25 protein-coding genes are annotated in these 19053 nt (G+C 68.6%); 23 read left to right on the plus strand and 2 right to left on the minus strand.

What is annotated here, in order from left to right; translation table 11 throughout:
• Positions 1 to 192: 192 nt before the first annotated feature.
• The 7 genes from ABZ896_RS06105 to tuf all read left to right on the plus strand — a co-directional run bounded on the left by ABZ896_RS06105 (position 193) and on the right by tuf (position 6344).
• A complete protein-coding gene (locus tag ABZ896_RS06105; protein ID WP_360922670.1) occupies positions 193 to 789 on the plus strand; it encodes a hypothetical protein in 597 nt (198 codons plus the stop codon).
• Entirely contained in the window at positions 786 to 986 is a 201-nt protein-coding gene (locus ABZ896_RS06110; protein ID WP_360922673.1) for a hypothetical protein, read from the plus strand. Before ABZ896_RS06105 ends, ABZ896_RS06110 begins: the two co-directional genes overlap by 4 nt.
• Positions 987 to 1235: 249 nt before the next feature.
• Entirely contained in the window at positions 1236 to 1691 is a 456-nt protein-coding gene (locus tag ABZ896_RS06115; protein WP_360922885.1) for a DUF1707 and DUF4190 domain-containing protein, read from the plus strand.
• A gap of 292 nt (positions 1692 to 1983) precedes the next feature.
• Entirely contained in the window at positions 1984 to 2355 is a 372-nt protein-coding gene (rpsL, locus tag ABZ896_RS06120; protein ID WP_003948652.1) for a 30S ribosomal protein S12, read from the plus strand.
• A gap of 2 nt (positions 2356 to 2357) precedes the next feature.
• A complete protein-coding gene (rpsG, locus tag ABZ896_RS06125) occupies positions 2358 to 2828 on the plus strand; it encodes a 30S ribosomal protein S7 (RefSeq protein WP_003992340.1) in 471 nt (156 codons plus the stop codon).
• A gap of 39 nt (positions 2829 to 2867) precedes the next feature.
• The gene (gene fusA, locus ABZ896_RS06130) at positions 2868 to 4994 is read left to right on the plus strand and encodes an elongation factor G (protein ID WP_360922676.1); all 2127 of its coding nucleotides are present in this window, start codon (positions 2868 to 2870) and stop codon (positions 4992 to 4994) included.
• A gap of 156 nt (positions 4995 to 5150) precedes the next feature.
• Positions 5151 to 6344, plus strand: coding sequence for an elongation factor Tu (tuf, locus tag ABZ896_RS06135; RefSeq protein WP_360922680.1), 1194 nt, complete (start codon positions 5151 to 5153; stop codon positions 6342 to 6344).
• Between the two features lie 73 nt (positions 6345 to 6417).
• On the opposite strand, the gene ABZ896_RS06140 is transcribed toward tuf, so the two are convergent.
• Positions 6418 to 6885: a hypothetical protein gene (locus ABZ896_RS06140; protein ID WP_360922683.1), complete on the minus strand. Its 468-nt coding sequence runs from the start codon at positions 6883 to 6885 to the stop codon at positions 6418 to 6420.
• A 246-nt stretch (positions 6886 to 7131) separates the two neighbouring features.
• Between ABZ896_RS06140 and ABZ896_RS06145 the strand changes: the two genes are divergently transcribed.
• From ABZ896_RS06145 to ABZ896_RS06165, 5 genes are all read left to right on the plus strand, one after another.
• Positions 7132 to 8331 carry an acyltransferase gene (locus ABZ896_RS06145; RefSeq protein WP_360922686.1) on the plus strand — a complete coding sequence of 400 codons (1200 nt, stop codon included), beginning with the start codon at positions 7132 to 7134 and terminating at the stop codon, positions 8329 to 8331.
• A 75-nt stretch (positions 8332 to 8406) separates the two neighbouring features.
• Positions 8407 to 8712: a hypothetical protein gene (locus tag ABZ896_RS06150; protein ID WP_360922689.1), complete on the plus strand. Its 306-nt coding sequence runs from the start codon at positions 8407 to 8409 to the stop codon at positions 8710 to 8712.
• Between the two features lie 84 nt (positions 8713 to 8796).
• On the plus strand, positions 8797 to 9627 hold the full coding sequence (locus ABZ896_RS06155) for a hypothetical protein (protein ID WP_360922692.1): 831 nt from the start codon (positions 8797 to 8799) through the stop codon (positions 9625 to 9627).
• A 117-nt stretch (positions 9628 to 9744) separates the two neighbouring features.
• Positions 9745 to 10620: a helix-turn-helix transcriptional regulator gene (locus ABZ896_RS06160; RefSeq protein ID WP_360922694.1), complete on the plus strand. Its 876-nt coding sequence runs from the start codon at positions 9745 to 9747 to the stop codon at positions 10618 to 10620.
• Positions 10617 to 10823 (plus strand): DUF397 domain-containing protein, encoded by a 207-nt coding sequence (locus ABZ896_RS06165; protein ID WP_360922697.1) that lies wholly within the window; start codon positions 10617 to 10619, stop codon positions 10821 to 10823. The genes ABZ896_RS06160 and ABZ896_RS06165 overlap by 4 nt, the downstream gene beginning before the upstream one ends.
• Here the strand turns inward: ABZ896_RS06165 and ABZ896_RS06170 are convergent.
• Entirely contained in the window at positions 10802 to 13114 is a 2313-nt protein-coding gene (locus ABZ896_RS06170; RefSeq protein ID WP_360922699.1) for a tetratricopeptide repeat protein, read from the minus strand. The two genes, ABZ896_RS06165 and ABZ896_RS06170, sit on opposite strands and share 22 nt — an antisense overlap.
• A gap of 446 nt (positions 13115 to 13560) precedes the next feature.
• Between ABZ896_RS06170 and rpsJ the strand changes: the two genes are divergently transcribed.
• From rpsJ to rpsQ, 11 genes are read left to right on the plus strand one after another with little or no spacing between them, the layout of a single operon-like run.
• The gene (gene rpsJ, locus ABZ896_RS06175) at positions 13561 to 13869 is read left to right on the plus strand and encodes a 30S ribosomal protein S10 (protein ID WP_003948644.1); all 309 of its coding nucleotides are present in this window, start codon (positions 13561 to 13563) and stop codon (positions 13867 to 13869) included.
• Positions 13870 to 13886: 17 nt separating this feature from the next.
• Positions 13887 to 14531, plus strand: a complete 645-nt coding sequence (gene rplC, locus ABZ896_RS06180; RefSeq protein WP_005481233.1) for a 50S ribosomal protein L3 — start codon at positions 13887 to 13889, stop codon at positions 14529 to 14531.
• A gap of 5 nt (positions 14532 to 14536) precedes the next feature.
• Positions 14537 to 15193, plus strand: coding sequence for a 50S ribosomal protein L4 (gene rplD / locus ABZ896_RS06185; RefSeq protein ID WP_360922703.1), 657 nt, complete (start codon positions 14537 to 14539; stop codon positions 15191 to 15193).
• Positions 15193 to 15612, plus strand: coding sequence for a 50S ribosomal protein L23 (gene rplW / locus ABZ896_RS06190; protein ID WP_360922706.1), 420 nt, complete (start codon positions 15193 to 15195; stop codon positions 15610 to 15612). Before rplD ends, rplW begins: the two co-directional genes overlap by 1 nt.
• A 38-nt stretch (positions 15613 to 15650) precedes the next feature.
• Positions 15651 to 16487 (plus strand): 50S ribosomal protein L2, encoded by an 837-nt coding sequence (gene rplB / locus ABZ896_RS06195; RefSeq protein WP_030039757.1) that lies wholly within the window; start codon positions 15651 to 15653, stop codon positions 16485 to 16487.
• A 12-nt stretch (positions 16488 to 16499) separates the two neighbouring features.
• Positions 16500 to 16781 (plus strand): 30S ribosomal protein S19, encoded by a 282-nt coding sequence (gene rpsS, locus ABZ896_RS06200; RefSeq protein ID WP_003992359.1) that lies wholly within the window; start codon positions 16500 to 16502, stop codon positions 16779 to 16781.
• Between the two features lie 44 nt (positions 16782 to 16825).
• Entirely contained in the window at positions 16826 to 17173 is a 348-nt protein-coding gene (gene rplV, locus ABZ896_RS06205) for a 50S ribosomal protein L22 (RefSeq protein ID WP_003974262.1), read from the plus strand.
• Positions 17173 to 18015 (plus strand): 30S ribosomal protein S3, encoded by an 843-nt coding sequence (gene rpsC / locus ABZ896_RS06210; protein WP_360922710.1) that lies wholly within the window; start codon positions 17173 to 17175, stop codon positions 18013 to 18015. Before rplV ends, rpsC begins: the two co-directional genes overlap by 1 nt.
• Before the next feature lie 5 nt (positions 18016 to 18020).
• A complete protein-coding gene (gene rplP, locus ABZ896_RS06215) occupies positions 18021 to 18440 on the plus strand; it encodes a 50S ribosomal protein L16 (RefSeq protein WP_007494765.1) in 420 nt (139 codons plus the stop codon).
• The gene (rpmC, locus tag ABZ896_RS06220) at positions 18440 to 18664 is read left to right on the plus strand and encodes a 50S ribosomal protein L29 (protein WP_010036720.1); all 225 of its coding nucleotides are present in this window, start codon (positions 18440 to 18442) and stop codon (positions 18662 to 18664) included. The genes rplP and rpmC overlap by 1 nt, the downstream gene beginning before the upstream one ends.
• A complete protein-coding gene (gene rpsQ / locus ABZ896_RS06225; RefSeq protein ID WP_007384073.1) occupies positions 18664 to 18951 on the plus strand; it encodes a 30S ribosomal protein S17 in 288 nt (95 codons plus the stop codon). The genes rpmC and rpsQ overlap by 1 nt, the downstream gene beginning before the upstream one ends.
• Positions 18952 to 19053: the final 102 nt, after the last annotated feature.

The following is a 19053-nucleotide window of genomic DNA, read 5'->3' on the forward strand; positions in this document are numbered from 1 at the left end:
TTTTGGTGCGGCAAGTCTAGCTTGCTCGCGCGCAACAAATTACGTGCTCGCGCGCAAGCACAAGGGAAGAGTTTGGTGAAGGGGTCGCCGGCATGCCTGTTCGGCATATTTGTTGCGAGCGCGCACGCAATCTGTAAGTCTGGACGGCGCTTGTTTCCCATCCGCCACACCGGAACCGCACTGGGAGGCCCCGTGCCCGACCCCTCCGCCACCGCCGACACCTCCGCCCCCGACGACGCCGCCCTGTGGATCGCGACGCTCCTGCGCCAGTTCCCCGAACTCGCCACCGAGCTCGCCCCCGGCCGCACCGCTCCGGCCCACCGCCCCGCCGGACCCGGTCCCGCCCCCGGGCACCACGCGGCCCCGCTGCGGCTGCACATCTCCGACACCATCCGGGACATCACCGACGGGGTGGTCGAGCTGGAGGAGGCGGTGCGCGAGCGGCTCGGACTGGGGCGGCCCCGCCGGGCGACCGTGCCCGAGCGGCTGCGCCGTATCGCCGCGCTGTTCGACTCCATCGCCGCGGACCCCGTGCTCGCCGCCCATGTGAGGAACGAGACCCGGCGGATGGCCCGGCGCTGCGCCCGCGCGCTGGGTGACACCGAGACCGTCGTACGGGTCTCCGGGCGCTGCCCCTGGTGCGATTCCGTCTCGCTGCGGGCCTTCCCGGACCGCGCGGCCGTCCTCTGCGTCAACCCGGCCTGCCGCTGCTCGGCCGCGGACTGCGCCTGCCACGACGACCCCGCCTACCGGCACACCTGGAACGAGGGGGAGTGGAGCCGCCGGTGAGCGCCGACCTGCCGACCCTGATTCCGGGACCGCTCGCCGCCCAGGAGGCCGGCGTGGCGCCCGCGACCATCCGCAAGTGGGTCCAGCTCGGCCGTCTCGCCCCCGTCGGCCGGGCCGGACGCGCCCAGCTCTTCCGGCTGGAGGACGTGTTCGCGGCCGAGCGGGCGACCCGTGGGGCCCGGGCGCGGAACCGCTGACCCGTGGCGCGCGCCGACGCGGTCTGTGCCGGGAATGCCGGTTCGGCGCATCATGGAGGGACTCGGGGGGATCCGGGGAGGTACTCCGTGTCGCAACCGTCGTGGCAGTCGTGGGAGCACAAGGACCAGTCGTCGCCGGGCGACGGCGTTCCGGGCGAGCGGTGGGGGAGAGCTGTGCCGCAGCCCTGGCAGGGCGCGGCGGGCGCCCCCGTCCCGCAGCCGTGGCACGGCGGCCGCAGCACCGGCGCCATGCTCGCCTCGCACGCCGACCGGGAGCGCGCCGTCGACGTGCTGCGGGCCGGGTTCGGGGAGGGGCGGCTGGAGAAGGGGGAGTTCGACGAGCGGGTGGAGCGGGCGTACGGGGCCCGTACGGTGGGGGAGCTGGCGCTGCTCGTCGGTGACCTGCCGCTGGGCCCCGTACCGCAGCCGGCGCCCCTGACCGCCGTACCGCGGACGTTTCTGCCCGCGCCCCCGCCCCGTACGAACGGAAAGGCCGTCGGAGCCGTGGTGTGCGGGCTGCTGTGTGTGCCGACGCTGGGGTTCACCGGGGTTCCGGCGGTCATCCTCGGACACGCGGCGCGCTCGGAGATGCAGCGGACCGGGGAGCGCGGCGACGGGCTCGCGCTGACCGGGCTGGTGCTCGGGTGGCTGTCCACCGCGTTCTGGGTGGCCGTCCTGACGGCGCTGGTCATCGCGGGAATGTGAAAAGGAAGATCCACTACGGCGTTGGGGCTTGACACGCCGTGCATAACGATGCAGCCCGGGTCCATTTGTTTTGACCGCAGCGAATGAGCTGGGTACGCTCAGACCTTGTGCCTGGGGTGTGCCCTGGCCCTCGTGCGTGCCTACACACCGCACCGGGGCCGTGCGCGGCCACCGCAATCTGTGCAGTTTTCGCCTCGCGGCGGGGATCCGCCGGATTCGACACACCCGACCGCGTGGGTCGGCGACGTTCCAGGTTAGCTTCACCATTCGGCACACAGAAACCGGAGAAGTAGTGCCTACGATCCAGCAGCTGGTCCGCAAGGGCCGGCAGGACAAGGTCGAGAAGAACAAGACGCCCGCACTCGAGGGTTCCCCTCAGCGCCGCGGCGTCTGCACGCGTGTGTTCACGACCACCCCGAAGAAGCCGAACTCGGCCCTGCGTAAGGTCGCGCGTGTGCGTCTGACCAGCGGGATCGAGGTCACCGCTTACATTCCGGGTGAGGGACACAACCTGCAGGAGCACTCCATCGTGCTCGTGCGTGGTGGCCGTGTGAAGGACCTGCCGGGTGTTCGCTACAAGATCATCCGCGGTTCCCTTGACACCCAGGGTGTGAAGAACCGCAAGCAGGCCCGCAGCCGCTACGGCGCCAAGAAGGAGAAGTAAGAATGCCTCGTAAGGGCCCCGCCCCGAAGCGCCCGGTCATCATCGACCCGGTCTACGGTTCTCCTCTTGTCACGTCGCTCATCAACAAGGTGCTGCTGAACGGCAAGCGCTCCACCGCCGAGCGCATCGTCTACGGCGCCATGGAGGGCCTCCGCGAGAAGACGGGCAACGACCCGATCATCACGCTGAAGCGCGCTCTGGAGAACATCAAGCCGACCCTCGAGGTCAAGTCCCGCCGTGTCGGTGGTGCGACGTACCAGGTCCCGATCGAGGTCAAGCCCGGTCGTGCCAACACGCTCGCGCTGCGCTGGCTGGTCGGTTACTCCCGCGCCCGTCGCGAGAAGACCATGACCGAGCGTCTGCTCAACGAGCTTCTCGACGCTTCGAACGGCCTCGGTGCGGCCGTCAAGAAGCGCGAGGACACGCACAAGATGGCCGAGTCCAACAAGGCCTTCGCGCACTACCGCTGGTAGTCGCAGTCCACATCGAGACCGAGAGAAGACTGAAGCCTTATGGCTACCACTTCGCTTGACCTGGCCAAGGTCCGCAACATCGGGATCATGGCCCACATCGACGCGGGCAAGACGACCACCACCGAGCGGATCCTGTTCTACACCGGCGTTTCGTACAAGATCGGTGAGGTCCACGACGGCGCTGCCACCATGGACTGGATGGAGCAGGAGCAGGAGCGTGGCATCACGATCACCTCTGCTGCCACCACCTGTCACTGGCCGCTGGAAGACGTCGACCACACCATCAACATCATCGACACGCCGGGCCACGTCGACTTCACCGTCGAGGTGGAGCGTTCCCTTCGTGTGCTCGACGGTGCCGTGACGGTGTTCGACGGCGTCGCCGGCGTCGAGCCCCAGTCCGAGACGGTGTGGCGTCAGGCGGACCGCTACGGCGTTCCGCGCATCTGCTTCGTCAACAAGCTCGACCGGACCGGTGCCGAGTTCCACCGCTGCGTCGACATGATCTCTGACCGCCTCGGCGCTCAGCCGATCGTCATGCAGCTCCCGATCGGTGCCGAGGCCGACTTCAAGGGCGTCGTCGACCTGGTCACGATGAAGGCGTTCGTGTGGTCCGCCGAGGCCACCAAGGGCGAGATGTACGACATCGTCGACATCCCGGCCACGCACGCCGAGGCCGCCGAGGAGTACCGCGGCAAGCTCGTCGAGACCGTCGCCGAGAACGACGAAGAGATCATGGAGCTGTACCTGGAGGGCGAGGAGCCCTCCGTGGAGCAGCTGTACGCCGCGATCCGTCGTATCACCATCGCGTCCGGCAAGTCCAAGGACACCACGGTCACCCCGGTGTTCTGCGGTACCGCGTTCAAGAACAAGGGCGTCCAGCCCCTGCTCGACGCGGTCGTGCGCTACCTCCCCTCCCCCCTGGACGTCGAGGCCATCGAGGGTCACGACGTGAAGGACCCGGAGGTCGTGGTCAAGCGCAAGCCGTCCGAGGACGAGCCGCTGTCCGCGCTGGCGTTCAAGATCATGAGCGACCCGCACCTCGGCAAGCTCACCTTCGTCCGGGTCTACTCGGGCCGCCTGGAGTCGGGCTCCTCTGTCCTGAACTCCGTGAAGGGCAAGAAGGAGCGCATCGGCAAGATCTACCGCATGCACGCGAACAAGCGTGAGGAGATCGACGCGGTGGGCGCCGGCGACATCATCGCCGTGATGGGTCTGAAGCAGACCACGACCGGTGAGACGCTGTGCGACGACAAGGCCCCGGTGATCCTGGAGTCCATGGACTTCCCGGCGCCGGTCATCCAGGTCGCCATCGAGCCGAAGTCCAAGGGCGACCAGGAGAAGCTGGGTGTCGCCATCCAGCGTCTCGCGGAGGAGGACCCCTCCTTCCAGGTCCACTCGGACGAGGAGACGGGCCAGACCATCATCGGTGGTATGGGCGAGCTGCACCTCGAGGTGCTGGTCGACCGTATGCGCCGTGAGTTCAAGGTCGAGGCCAACGTCGGCAAGCCGCAGGTCGCGTACCGCGAGACGATCCGCAAGGCCGTCGAGCGCGTGGACTACACCCACAAGAAGCAGACCGGTGGTACCGGTCAGTTCGCCAAGGTGCAGATCGCGATCGAGCCGATCGAGGGCGGCGACGCCTCGTACGAGTTCGTGAACAAGGTGACCGGTGGCCGTATCCCGAAGGAGTACATCCCTTCGGTGGACGCCGGTGCGCAGGAGGCCATGCAGTTCGGCATCCTCGCGGGCTACGAGATGACCGGCGTGCGCGTCACGCTGATCGACGGTGGCTACCACGAGGTCGACTCGTCCGAGCTCGCGTTCAAGATCGCCGGTTCGCAGGCCTTCAAGGAGGCCGCGCGCAAGGCGTCCCCGGTTCTCCTTGAGCCGATGATGGCCGTCGAGGTCACCACGCCCGAGGACTACATGGGTGAGGTCATCGGCGACATCAACTCCCGCCGTGGTCAGATCCAGGCCATGGAGGAGCGGGCCGGTGCCCGCGTCGTGAAGGGCCTCGTGCCCCTCTCGGAGATGTTCGGTTACGTCGGCGACCTGCGCAGCAAGACGTCCGGCCGGGCCAGCTACTCCATGCAGTTCGACTCCTACGCCGAGGTTCCGCGGAACGTCGCCGAGGAGATCATCGCGAAGGCCAAGGGCGAGTAACGCACCGCGTTCCCACGCTTTAGGCTTGACTCCGGAGCCTCAGGGGGCATTCCGCCGCAATAGCGGTCGGACTGCCCCGGGGCCCGGGCTTTCCAGCAAAGATCACCTGGCGCCGATGAAGCAAGGCGTTCCAGAACCACTCCACAGGAGGACCCCGTGGCGAAGGCGAAGTTCGAGCGGACTAAGCCCCACGTCAACATCGGCACCATCGGTCACATCGACCACGGTAAGACGACCCTCACGGCCGCCATTACCAAGGTGCTGCACGACGCGTTTCCGGACCTGAACGAGGCCTCGGCCTTCGACCAGATCGACAAGGCTCCCGAGGAGCGCCAGCGCGGTATCACCATCTCGATCGCGCACGTCGAGTACCAGACCGAGACGCGTCACTACGCCCACGTCGACTGCCCCGGTCACGCGGACTACATCAAGAACATGATCACGGGTGCGGCGCAGATGGACGGCGCCATCCTCGTGGTCGCCGCCACCGACGGCCCGATGCCGCAGACCAAGGAGCACGTGCTCCTGGCCCGCCAGGTCGGCGTTCCGTACATCGTCGTCGCCCTGAACAAGGCCGACATGGTGGACGACGAGGAGATCCTGGAGCTCGTCGAGCTCGAGGTGCGTGAGCTCCTCTCCGAGTACGAGTTCCCGGGCGACGACCTGCCGGTCGTCAAGGTCTCGGCGCTCAAGGCCCTTGAGGGCGACAAGGAGTGGGGCCAGTCCGTCCTCGACCTGATGAAGGCCGTCGACGAGTCGATCCCGCAGCCCGAGCGTGACGTCGACAAGCCGTTCCTGATGCCGATCGAGGACGTCTTCACGATCACCGGTCGTGGCACCGTCGTCACCGGTCGTATCGAGCGTGGTGTCCTCAAGGTCAACGAGACCGTCGACATCATCGGCATCAAGACCGAGAAGACCACCACCACGGTCACCGGCATCGAGATGTTCCGCAAGCTGCTCGACGAGGGCCAGGCCGGTGAGAACGTCGGTCTGCTGCTCCGTGGCATCAAGCGCGAGGACGTCGAGCGCGGCCAGGTCATCATCAAGCCGGGCTCGGTCACCCCGCACACCGAGTTCGAGGCGCAGGCCTACATCCTGTCCAAGGACGAGGGTGGCCGCCACACGCCGTTCTTCAACAACTACCGTCCGCAGTTCTACTTCCGTACGACGGACGTGACCGGCGTCGTGACCCTCCCCGAGGGCACCGAGATGGTCATGCCGGGTGACAACACCGAGATGAAGGTGGAGCTCATCCAGCCCGTCGCCATGGAAGAGGGCCTGAAGTTCGCCATCCGTGAGGGTGGCCGTACGGTGGGCGCCGGCCAGGTCATCAAGATCAACAAGTGATCTCGACCTGACAGCTCTCTGAAGGGGCCCGCACGACTCCGGTCGGGCGGGCCTTTTCGCATGCCCGAGAGCCTCAGATCCGGGCCACGATCTGCCGGACGGGATGCCCGAGTGACTCGCCCACGGCGGCCAGCTCCCGCTCGTCGAACGGCTCCCGGTCCGGATCCCATACGGCGATCTCGAACCGTGCGAAGCCGCACGGCCAGTCGTACTCCAGGGCGTCCAGCGAGGTCGCCGCCCCACTACAGGGGACCGTGACGGCGAGTGTGGTGAAGCCGGTGTCGCAGTGGGTCTCCAGCAGATCGCCGTACCACTCGTGGTCGATCCGGGCGCCGCAGTGCGGGCAGCGGATCCGTGTCAGGTTCGATCCGCAGTCGACGGCGTTGACCGCGTCGTACCAGTCGACGTCGATCTCGGTGTCGAAGCCGCCGTCGCTCTCCGGGGCCAGCCGGGCCAGCAACGCCGCGGCCCGGTCGCCGGCGGCCCGCTCTGGCTGCCAGTGCGGGTCGGTCGGGATGACTGAGTACACGGTGCTGCTCACGGGCGTACTCCGCCTCTTCGGTTGTCCATGGGCGTGATCCTCGGGGCCGGGGAAGCGGAGGGCAATATGCCGGGTGAAGCCTCGGGGAATTCTCGGCGGCGGTGTGGCGAGCGTTGGGGCAAATCCCCCGCTCCCGGGTCCGGATTGTTCTTGTCTGCTCGCTGTGGGGTGGTTGTGACGGCCGTAGCGTAAGACGTTCCGGTGTCGTTGGGGCCCGGGGTTCTCGTGAGGACGGATGGGCAGGGCGTGGCGACGCAGGGGGCGGAGAGCAGTACCTCGATACCCAGACAGGTCGTCGGCGGGTTGCAGCGGCCGTTGCCGCCGCTCGCGGCGCCGCCGCAGGACGTGTCGCCGTCGTCGCGTGCCGTCGTGCGGGAGCGGGGCGGTCGTCGGCTCTACGCCATCGACGGGATCCGGTTGCTTGCCGCGTTGATGGTCGCCGTGCATCACTACGCCGGGACGAACCGGGTGAACCAGCCGGGGAACCTTGTCTGGGACCGGCCGGTGTCGGAGATCATGCCGACCGTGTTCCGGTTCGCGTCCTACGGGTGGATCGGTGTCGAGATCTTCTTCGTGATCAGCGGCTTCGTGATCTGCATGTCCTGCTGGGGGCGTACGCCGCGGCAGTTCTTCACCTCGCGGGTGATCCGGCTCTATCCGGCGTACTGGGTCGCGATCGTGTTCACCACAGCCGTCCTGGTGGCCCTGCCCGGCGTGTGGGACACGCTGCGGACCCGGGACGTCCTGCTCAACTTCACGATGCTCCAGTCCGGTTCGGGCGTGATGAACGTCGACGGCGTCTACTGGACGCTCTGGTCGGAGCTGCGCTTCTACCTGCTCTTCCTGGTCGTGGTCTGGAGCGGTCTGACGTACCGCAAGGTCGTCGTCTTCTGCTGTGTGTGGGGCGCGGCCGCGATGCTCGCGCCGGTCGCGAAACTGCCCCTGCTGGACCTCGTCGCCAACCCGTCCGGCGCCTGGTACTTCATCGCGGGGCTCGCGCTCTATCTGATGCACCGCTTCGGGCAGGACCTGCTGCTGTGGGGCATCCTCGCGATGGCCTGGCTGATGGGGCAGCGGGAGCTGGGCGTCCGCATCGACGAGGTCGAGCACGTCTCCGGGTGGCGGGGGAGCGTGCTGATCTTCACCGTCTTCCTGCTCGCCATGGTCGCCATCGCCCTCGGCGCGACGGACCGCGTCCGGTGGCGGTGGCTGGTGACGGCGGGCGCGCTGACGTACCCGCTCTATCTCATGCACTACGCGGCCGGTACGACCTTCATCAACCGCCTGCGCGACACGATGGACGCCCGCCTCCTGGTCGTCTCCGTGATCGCCGGGTTCATGCTGCTGAGCTGGCTGGTGCACCGGTTCGTGGAGCGGCCGGTGGCGGGGCTGCTGAAGCGCGGGCTGGACACGTCGTTCGCGCGGCTGCGCAACGCGGGCGGCTGAGACGCGTAGAGCGTTCGTGTTTTCTGAGTACGAACGCTCATGCGGGCGGGGGCGGTTGGGCGCTGGGATGGTGCCATGCCGGACAACACACTGGACGACCGCGCACGCGGAGCCTGGGCGGCCCCGCTGATCTCGACCCTGCTCACGCTTCCCGCGTGCCTGGTCGCCTACGCCCGGGCCGACCGCCTCGACGCGAGCCTCGGCCTGGCCTTCCCGGTGCTGCTCGGGGGCCTCGGAGTCGCGCTGTTCCTGCTGGCGGGCAGCTGGGCGATGCCGTGGGAGCGCCACGACTCCGTCCGCCGACGGGGTCTCGCGGTGGCGGCCTTCTGCACGGTGCCGCTGGCGTACGCGGTCTTCGCCGCCCTCATCGACCGGGCGTAGGTCGAGCGAGGGTCATGATCGGGTCATGGGATAGTCTGCCTGCTTCTTTTCGGGCACCACGCCCGCTCCGCGAAAGAGGTGGTAATGACCACTGGCAGACGTACGGCCACCGGGGCCGCGCTCGTGGGGGCGCTGACCCTCACCCTCCTGAACGCCCCGGCGGCCCAGGCCCAGGACACCGGCATCAAGGTGTCCGACATCGTGATCAACAAGGGCAAGCCGATCGTCGTCGGCACCGCGAAGGTGGTCGAGCCGTCGCTCACCTTCACGATCACCCTGCCGTCGGGGTACAGCACGAGCGACCCCTCCCGGTACGACGCGCACCCCTTCCTCTACCGGGGGCGCCTGCCGCAGGATCTGGCCGCCGACTTCGACAACTACATCGGCCCGGGCGGCTACACCTGCTACGAGCAGAGCGCCAGGAAGGCCGAGTGCGAGGGGTCCCTCTACATCGACCCCGACCGGAGTCATGACGAGGTCGACTCCAACAGCGACGCCACCGTCTGGAAGACTGGCGTCTCCCTGCTCCTGTTCAAGGCCAACGGCAACCTCGCGGCCCACGAGCGCGAGACCCGGGCGCTGACCGTCCGGCTCAGGCGGGCGTCGAAACTGACCGTGGACGCCTCGCCGGAGCCGGTCGTCAAGGGCAAGAAGATCACCGTCACCGGCAAGGTCTCCCGGGCGAACTGGGCGACCAAGAAGTACGACGGCTACGGCGGCCGCTCGGTCAGCCTCCAGTTCCGCGAGACGGGCACCAGCACCTTCGTCACCGTCAAGAAGGTCACGTCGAGCAGCACAGGCGCCCTGAAGACCACGGTCACCGCGTCGAAGGACGGGATCTGGCGCTGGTCGTACGGCGGCAACGACACGACGGGCGCGACGACGAGCGGCGGGGACCGCGTCGACGTGCGCTGATCGTACGTACGTTTTCATCCAGCCCCTCCTGGGTTTTGTCCACGCGTGTCCGGGCTTGTCGGCGGCTGCCGCGGGGCAGGGCACGCGGGAGATGTCGGTACGACGGAGGGGCGCGGGATGTCGGTGGACGACGACGCGGTACGGCTGAGGACCGAGGCGGACGAGCCGGGCTGGGAGGTGGATCCGGACGATGCGTGGGGGCTCGCGGTCATCGAGACCGTGGGGCGGCAGTTGAGGCTGCGGCGCGAGGCCGCAGGGTTGCGGGCCGCCGAGTTCGGGGACGCCGTCGGGTACGGCGAGGACATGGTCTACAAGATCGAGAGCGGGCGGCGGATCCCGCGGCAGGAGTATCTGGAGCGGGCCGACGAGACGCTGGGCGCGGAGGGGCTGATCGCGGCCGCGTGGGAGGACGTCAAGAAGGTCCGCTACCCGAAGAAGGTGCGCGACCTCGCCCAGGCGGAGTCCAAGGCGGTCGAGCTCCAGCTCTACGACCCTCTGAACGTCCACGGGCTGCTCCAGACCCCGGAGTACGCCCGCGGCCTGCTGCTGATGCGGCGCCCCGCGTACACCGAGGAGGAGGTCGAGCGCTTCATCGCGGCCCGCCTGGCCCGCAAGGCCGTGTTCGAGCGGGACCCCGCACCCGAGATCAGCTTCGTCCTGGAGGAGTGGACGCTACGACGTCCCCTGGGCGGCCGGGAGTTGCTGCGCCGCCAGCTGCACCACCTCCTGGAGGTGGGGGAGTTGCGGAACGTCGAGCTTCAGGTGATGCCGATGGACCGCGAGGAGCACGCCGGAATCGCCGGCAGCATCGAGGTGCTGAAGTTCGAGGACGGCTCGGCGGTGGGGCGGTCCCCGATCGTCTCCAACGGACGCCCTGTATCCGAGCCGAGGCAGCTCCGTATCCTGGAACTGCGGTATGGGATCATCCGAGCCCAGGCGCTCACTCCGCGTGAGTCGACCGCCTTCATCGAGCATTTGCTGGGGGAGACATGATCCGCAACGCCTCCGAGCCGACGTGGTTCAAGAGCAGCTACAGCAGCAGCAGCGAGGGCGACTCCTGCGTCGAGATCGCCGTCGCGCCCGGCACCGTCCTGGTCCGCGACTCCAAGCAGACGGACGGCCCCCGGCTCGCCCTCCAGCCGGAGACCTGGACCGCCTTCCTCTCCGAGGCCCGTCACCACGACGGCGGTTCGTAGTACCAGGGCGGCCGGGCCGGGTCGGACGCCCTGGCCCGGCAGTCCTCGGTGAGGGGATGGCCGGGGCCGAGGTGACGCTCGCAGTCGTCGAGCAGGGCCCTCAGCAGGTCCGCCGCCTCGTCCCGGTCGCCCAACAGCCCGGTCCACAGGGCCTGTTGATGGCGTCCGGCGAGGGTGAGTTCGTGGTCGTGGCCCAGTGCCCGTGCCGAGTCGTCGACCGTCGCGGTCAGCAACGACTGTGCCTCGGGTAACCGGCCCGTCTCTCCGTGGAGGCCGGCGAGCTGGAGACGGCCGGCGAAGGTCCGCGGGTGGTCGGGGCCGAAGACGAGCGCCCGGACGTGGACGACCTTCGTGAGGATCCGCAGGGCCTCGTCGGTGTCGCCCGACGAGGCCAATGCACCGGCCAGGTTCCAGAGTGCGTAGTGAGTGAAGCGGTCGAGGTCGCCCAGGACGCGGCCGGTGTCGGCCGCGAGATCCCGCCACAGCCGGACCGCCCCGCCGTCGCGCGTCCACACCGTGACTTCGAAACGGGCGAGGAAGGTCAGCGGGTGGTCGGGGCCGAACAGCCGTAGGGCACGCTCCTGGCCGTCGAGGGACAGCGTCAGCGCCTCCTCGGTCCGGCCGAGGGTGCCCGTCCAGCGGGCGACGTTCCGTGCGATGCCGATGGTGGTCGCGTGGTCGTCTCCGTACCGGGCCCGGGCCTCCTCACGCAGGGTGGTGACCAGGTCGAGGGCTTCCTCGGCGTTGCCCGCTCCGCCGCTCCACCAGGCCAGGGACGAACGCAGGGCGATCAGCGTCTCCGGTGCCGTGTCGGGGGGAGCCGTGGCGAGCGTGGTGCGCAGGACCCGGCAAGCCTCCTCGATCTGGAACCGGTCCGCGAGGATCTCCGCCTGGCCGGAGGCCGCGGTGAGGACTCCGCCGTCCAGGGCCCGGGTGAAGGCGTCCAGAGCCGCCGTTGGGCATACATGACCGAGGGCCGCCCAGCCCAGGTCCTCGCACAGGTCCGGATCGGCCGCCGCGATCAGCCGGATCCAGGTGGTCTCGGGGATCGGTGGGGGCGCGGGGTCGGCGCTCACCGCGTCGGGCAGGTAGTCGAAGACGTAGTAGTCGTCCGGCCGGTCCTGGGGGAGGAGCAAGCTGCTCGTGGCGTGCAGCGGGGTCGTGGCCCAGGTCAGCGCCTCGCTCCAGCTCTCCGGGCGGAGCAGCGGGCCGCCGCGCGCGGCCAGGTGGTCTTCGTGGAGCTCGCGCAGGAGCGTGACCGGCAGCGGACGGCTCCATCCCGCCCTACGGGCCTCGACCGCGGCGCTCACCAGCGCGGCCCCGCGGACGTGCCCGCTCTCGGGTGCCCAGGCGTCCTGCCAGGCCGTCAGTAACTGCGGGCCGGCCGCCAGGAACTCGGCGATGCCGTAGCGCTCCGCGCTGTCGACGGCCCGTGCCAGGCGGTCGTCGCGGTGGTGCTCCCGGGCCCGGGCCACCTCCTCGCGGTGCCAGCGGCGGTCGAGCCGGATCTCGTGGGCCGGCCCCAGTACGTCCCGGACCACGCGCGCGCCCAGGGCGTCGCCGGCCTCCCTGGCGTTCGTGAGGCGGGCCCGCTCCTGCGCCCGGATCGTCGCCACGACGACGGAGGTACGGCCGGGGCCGGGGGAGAGGAGCCTGCGCAACAGGGACGGCGTGAGTCCTCCGGCTCCCAGATACCGGTCGACGTCGTCCAGCCAGACGACGGAGGAGTTCTCGCGCCGGACCGCGGCCGCCGCCGCCCGGAGCGCGGAGGGGGCTGAGGGGTCGGGTGAGAGGAAGGCGGCCTCGGGGTGCACCGCGCGGACGGACTCGTAGGCCGCGCGGCTCTTGCCCGCCGTCGACTCGCCGACCACCAGGACGAAGGGGCGGGTGCGCACCGCCTCGTCGATCTCGCCGCTCAGGTCACGGCGGACGAAGGGCGGGACCCGGGCGCCGGGGCTTGAGGCGTCGCCTACCGGGGCGGCCGGATGGACCCCGGCATCGAGGGGATCCAGCAGGTCCCGCACCCGGGGGACGCGGCCGCGGTCGTCGACCAGCAGCTCCTCCCGGAAGGCCAGGGTCTGCCGTACGCCCTCGTCGACGAGCCGCTGTCCGCGCTGGGACAGCAGCGCCCCGACGGTCGCCGCTACGGCGACCAGCGCACCGCCCACCACGCCCGGCAGCGTCCGGACCGCCACCCAGGAGACGACCGACACCCCCGCGGCTCCACCGACGACCAGCCACCAGCCGCCCCCACGGATCCCCCGTGACCCCCACATCCGCATGCAGTTCATGAGAGCACCGCCACGGAGGCCGGTCCACGGTGCCTGCGGGCGACGCGTTCCGCCCGGAAGGGGACTCGTGTTTGACCTGCGTCACTCTCGGGGTATTCTCTCCGGCTCGATTGGCCAGGCCCCTGCCCCGTATGGCAGACTAGCGGGGTTGCTCGGTCGAGTGTTGATGCTGTGCGCCTCCCGCCGGGGGGACCGGAAGCGAGTCCCACAGTACTCGTCGCCCTAACTGCCCATGCGGGCAGCGCTGGGGCGGACGTACGGGAATCTTCCGGGAAGTGCGGTGCGGCACTGGCCAGGCACCCGGTGAACTTCTTTCCCAGGCAAGGGATGTTCGAACAAGGGACATCTGTGTCAGTGAAAGTGCGACACGCCCGACCGCGTGGGTCGGCGGAAGTCGAGGGAACACCGGGTTCCAGAGCTGTAAGAGACAGGACTACGGAGTAGCCATGGCGGGACAGAAGATCCGCATCCGGCTCAAGGCCTACGACCACGAGGTCATCGACTCCTCGGCGAAGAAGATCGTCGAGACGGTGACCCGCACTGGTGCGTCGGTCGCGGGCCCGGTGCCGCTGCCCACTGAGAAGAACGTGTACTGCGTCATCAAGTCGCCGCACAAGTACAAGGACTCGCGCGAGCACTTCGAGATGCGCACGCACAAGCGCCTGATCGACATCCTCGACCCGACCCCCAAGACCGTTGACTCTCTGATGCGACTCGACCTCCCGGCCGGTGTCGACATCGAGATCAAGCTCTGAAGGCCGGTGATCTGAGAATGGCTAAGCAGATCAAGGGCATCCTGGGCGAGAAGCTCGGCATGACGCAGGTGTGGGACGAGAACAACCGTGTTGTTCCGGTCACCGTCGTCAAGGCCGGCCCCAACGTCGTCACCCAGGTCCGCACCAACGACGTCGACGGCTACGAGTCGGTCCAGATCGCCTTCGGCGAGATCGACCCGCGCAAGGTGAACAAGCCCCTCAAGGGCCACTTCGCCAAGGCCGACGTCACGCCCCGCCGTCACCTCGTCGAGATCCGCACCGCGGACGCCTCCGAGTACACGCTGGGCCAGGAGATCTCCGCGGAGGTCTTCGAGGCCGGCGTCAAGGTGGACGTGACCGGCAAGAGCAAGGGCAAGGGCTTCGCCGGTGTCATGAAGCGTCACAACTTCAAGGGCCTCGGCGCCGGTCACGGCACCCAGCGCAAGCACCGCTCTCCCGGCTCCATCGGTGGCTGCGCCACCCCGGGCCGTGTGTTCAAGGGCCTCCGCATGGCGGGTCGCATGGGCAACGAGCGGGTCACCACCCAGAACCTGACCGTTCACGCCGTTGACGCGGAGAAGGGCCTGCTCCTCATCAAGGGCGCGGTTCCTGGTCCGAACGGCGGCCTCGTCCTGGTCCGCACCGCGGCCAAGGGGGCCTGAGGACTATGAGCACCATTGACATTCTGTCGCCCTCCGGCGACACCGCCGGGACCGTCGAGCTCCCGGCCGAGATCTTCGGCGTCGAGAAGGTCAGCATCCCGCTGATCCACCAGGTCGTCGTCGCGCAGCTGGCCGCCGCCCGTCAGGGCACGCACAAGGTCAAGACGCGTGGCGAGGTCCGCGGTGGCGGCAAGAAGCCGTACCGCCAGAAGGGCACCGGCCGCGCCCGTCAGGGTTCGACCCGCGCCCCGCAGTTCGCCGGTGGTGGCGTCGTGCACGGTCCCGTGCCGCGTGACTACTCGCAGCGGACCCCGAAGAAGATGAAGGCCGCGGCCCTGCGCCACGCCCTCACCGACCGGGCCCGCCACAACCGCATCCACGTCGTCTCCGGCGTCATCGAGGGTGAGAACCCGTCGACGAAGGCCGCCAAGACGCTGTTCGGCAAGATCTCGGAGCGCAAGAACCTGCTCCTGGTCGTCGAGCGCGCCGACGAGGCCGCGTGGCTGTCCGCCCGCAACCTGCCCCAGGTCCACATCCTGGAGCCGGGCCAGCTGAACACGTACGACGTTCTCGTCTCGGACGACGTGGTCTTCACCCAGGCCGCTTTCGAGTCCTTCGTGTCCGGCCCGAAGGCCAACGACACCGAAGGGAGCGAGGTCTGATGGCTATCCGTCACCCCTCCATCGCCTCGAAGGCCGCCAAGGCCGCCAAGGCCGCGCGCGTCGCCAAGGCGCGCCGTCACGCCGCCGAGGGCAAGAACACCGTCGTCACCGCGCCCAGCAAGGCGTACACGGACCCCCGTGACGTGCTGCTGAAGCCGGTCGTGTCGGAGAAGAGCTACGCGCTCCTGGACGAGAACAAGTACACGTTCATCGTCGACCCGAACGCCAACAAGACCCAGATCAAGCAGGCCGTCCAGGCGGTCTTCTCGGTCAAGGTCACCGGGGTCAACACGATCAACCGCCAGGGCAAGCGCAAGCGGACCCGCACCGGCTTCGGCCAGCGTGCGGCGACCAAGCGCGCGATCGTGACCCTCGCCGAGGGCGACCGTATCGACATCTTCGGCGGTCCGTCCGCGTAAGCGGGTCGGATCGTCCGATATCGGACGAGGACTGAGAAATGGGAATCCGCAAGTACAAGCCGACTACGCCGGGCCGTCGTGGTTCCAGCGTCGCCGACTTCGTCGAGGTCACGCGGTCCACGCCGGAGAAGTCGCTGGTCCGCCCGCTGCACAGCAAGGGCGGCCGTAACAACGCCGGTCGTGTGACCGTTCGCCACCAGGGTGGCGGACACAAGCGCGCCTACCGTGTCATCGACTTCCGTCGCCATGACAAGGACGGCGTGCCGGCGAAGGTCGCGCACATCGAGTACGACCCCAACCGCACCGCGCGCATCGCGCTGCTGCACTACGCGGACGGCGAGAAGCGCTACATCCTCGCCCCGCGCAACCTGCAGCAGGGTGACCGCGTCGAGAACGGTCCCGGGGCCGACATCAAGCCGGGCAACAACCTGGCGCTCCGCAACATCCCGGTCGGTACCACGATCCACGCGATCGAGATCCGTCCCGGTGGCGGCGCCAAGTTCGCCCGCTCCGCCGGTGCCTCGGTGCAGCTGCTCGCGAAGGAGGGCACCATGGCCCACCTCCGCATGCCCTCCGGTGAGATCCGCCTGGTCGACCAGCGCTGCCGCGCCACGGTCGGCGAGGTCGGCAACGCCGAGCAGAGCAACATCAACTGGGGCAAGGCCGGCCGCAAGCGCTGGCTGGGCGTCCGCCCGACCGTTCGCGGTGTGGCGATGAACCCGGTTGACCACCCCCACGGTGGTGGTGAGGGCAAGACCTCCGGTGGTCGCCACCCGGTCAGCCCCTGGGGTCAGAAGGAGGGTCGTACTCGTTCGCCGAAGAAGGCTTCGAACAAGTACATCGTCCGCCGCCGCAAGACGAACAAGAAGCGCTAGGAGCGGGTTTAGATGCCGCGCAGTCTCAAGAAGGGGCCCTTCGTCGACGACCACCTGATCAAGAAGGTGGACGCCCAGAACGAAGCCGGCACCAAGAACGTCATCAAGACCTGGTCCCGTCGCTCCATGATCGTGCCGGCCATGCTCGGCCACACGCTCGCGGTGCACAACGGCAAGACCCACATCCCGGTGTTCGTCACCGAGTCGATGGTCGGCCACAAGCTCGGCGAGTTCTCGCCGACGCGCACCTTCCGGGGTCACGTCAAGGACGACCGGAAGTCGAAGCGCCGCTAACAGCGGATCGCATTCAGACACGTAAGTAACTGAGAGGGACAACCATGGAAGCCAGGGCCCAGGCGCGGTACATCCGCGTTACGCCCATGAAGGCCCGCCGCGTGGTGGACCTTATCCGTGGCATGGACGCCACGGAGGCTCAGGCTGTTCTGCGATTCGCTCCGCAGGCAGCCTCCGTGCCCGTCGGCAAGGTGCTCGACAGCGCCATCGCCAACGCCGCGCACAACTACGACCACACCGACGCCGACAGCCTCTTCATCTCCGAGGCGTACGTCGACGAGGGTCCGACCCTGAAGCGGTTCCGGCCGCGCGCCCAGGGCCGTGCCTACCGGATCCGCAAGCGGACCAGCCACATCACCGTGGTCGTCAGCAGCAAGGAAGGAACCCGGTAATGGGCCAGAAGGTTAACCCGCATGGGTTCCGGCTCGGTGTCACCACGGACTTCAAGTCCCGGTGGTACGCCGACAAGCTGTACAAGGACTACGTCAAGGAAGACGTCGCCATCCGTCGGATGATGACGTCCGGCATGGAGCGCGCCGGCATCTCGAAGGTGGAGATCGAGCGCACCCGTGACCGTGTGCGTGTGGACATCCACACCGCGCGTCCCGGCATCGTCATCGGCCGCCGTGGCGCCGAGGCCGACCGCATCCGCGGTGACCTCGAGAAGCTCACGGGCAAGCAGGTCCAGCTGAACATCCTCGAGGTCAAGAACCCCGAGACCGACGCTCAGCTGGTCGCCCAGGCCGTCGCCGAGCAGCTCTCCTCCCGCGTCTCCTTCCGCCGCGCCATGCGTAAGAGCATGCAGTCGGCGATGAAGGCCGGCGCCAAGGGCATCAAGATCCAGTGCGGTGGCCGCCTCGGTGGCGCCGAGATGTCCCGCTCGGAGTTCTACCGCGAGGGCCGTGTGCCCCTGCACACGCTCCGCGCGAACGTGGACTACGGCTTCTTCGAGGCCAAGACGACCTTCGGCCGCATCGGCGTGAAGGTCTGGATCTACAAGGGCGACGTCAAGAACATCGCCGAGGTCCGCGCCGAGAACGCCGCTGCCCGTGCCGGCAACCGCCCGGCCCGTGGTGGTGGCGGTGCCGACCGCCCGGCCCGTGGTGGCCGTGGTGGCGAGCGGCGCGGTCGCAAGCCGCAGCAGGCTGCCGGTGCCGAGGCCCCCAAGGCCGAGGCCCCCGCCGCCGCTCCGGCTGAGGCGCCGTCCTCTTCTACTGGCGGAACGGAGGCCTGACCGACATGCTGATCCCCCGTAGGGTCAAGCACCGCAAGCAGCACCACCCGGGGCGCTCCGGCGCCGCCAAGGGTGGCACGACGGTTGCGTTCGGCGAGTACGGCATCCAGGCGCTCACCCCGGCGTATGTGACGAACCGTCAGATCGAGGCCGCTCGTATCGCCATGACGCGTCACATCAAGCGTGGTGGCAAGGTCTGGATCAACATCTACCCGGACCGTCCCCTCACCAAGAAGCCCGCCGAGACCCGCATGGGTTCCGGTAAGGGTTCGCCGGAGTGGTGGATCGCCAACGTCAAGCCCGGACGCGTGATGTTCGAGCTGTCGTACCCCAACGAGAAGATCGCCCGTGAGGCGCTGACCCGTGCGGCCCACAAGCTGCCGATGAAGTGCCGGATCGTCAAGCGCGAGGCAGGTGAAGCGTGATGTCGGCCGGTACCAAGGCGTCCGAGCTGCGCGAGCTGGGCAACGAGGAGCTGCTGAACAAGCTCCGCGAGGCCAAGGAAGAGCTGTTCAACCTCCGCTTCCAGGCGGCGACCGGTCAGCTCGAGAACCACGGTCGGCTCAAGGCCGTCCGTAAGGACATCGCGCGGATCTACACCCTGATGCGTGAGCGCGAGCTGGGCATCGAGACGGTGGAGAGCGCCTGATGAGTGAGAGCAACGTGACTGAGCAGACTGCAGAGGCCCGCGGCTTCCGCAAGACCCGCGAGGGTCTCGTCGTCAGCGACAAGATGGACAAGACCGTCGTCGTCGCCGTCGAGGACCGCGTCAAGCACGCGCTGTACGGCAAGGTCATCCGCCGTACGAACAAGCTCAAGGCGCACGACGAGCAGAACGCCGCCGGCGTCGGCGACCGGGTCCTCCTCGCGGAGACCCGCCCGCTGTCCGCCACGAAGCGGTGGCGCGTCGTCGAGATCCTCGAGAAGGCCAAGTAATTTCCTGCGGGGCATTCCTCGCAGGACAGTTCCGCCAGGCTCGGCAGGGGCTCGACTCCCGTAAGGGATAAGGCCCCTGCCGGGAACCGGCAGACAAACAGG

It is taken from the genome of Streptomyces sp. NPDC047072, from assembly GCF_040643855.1.
GTDB lineage: Bacteria > Actinomycetota > Actinomycetes > Streptomycetales > Streptomycetaceae > Streptomyces.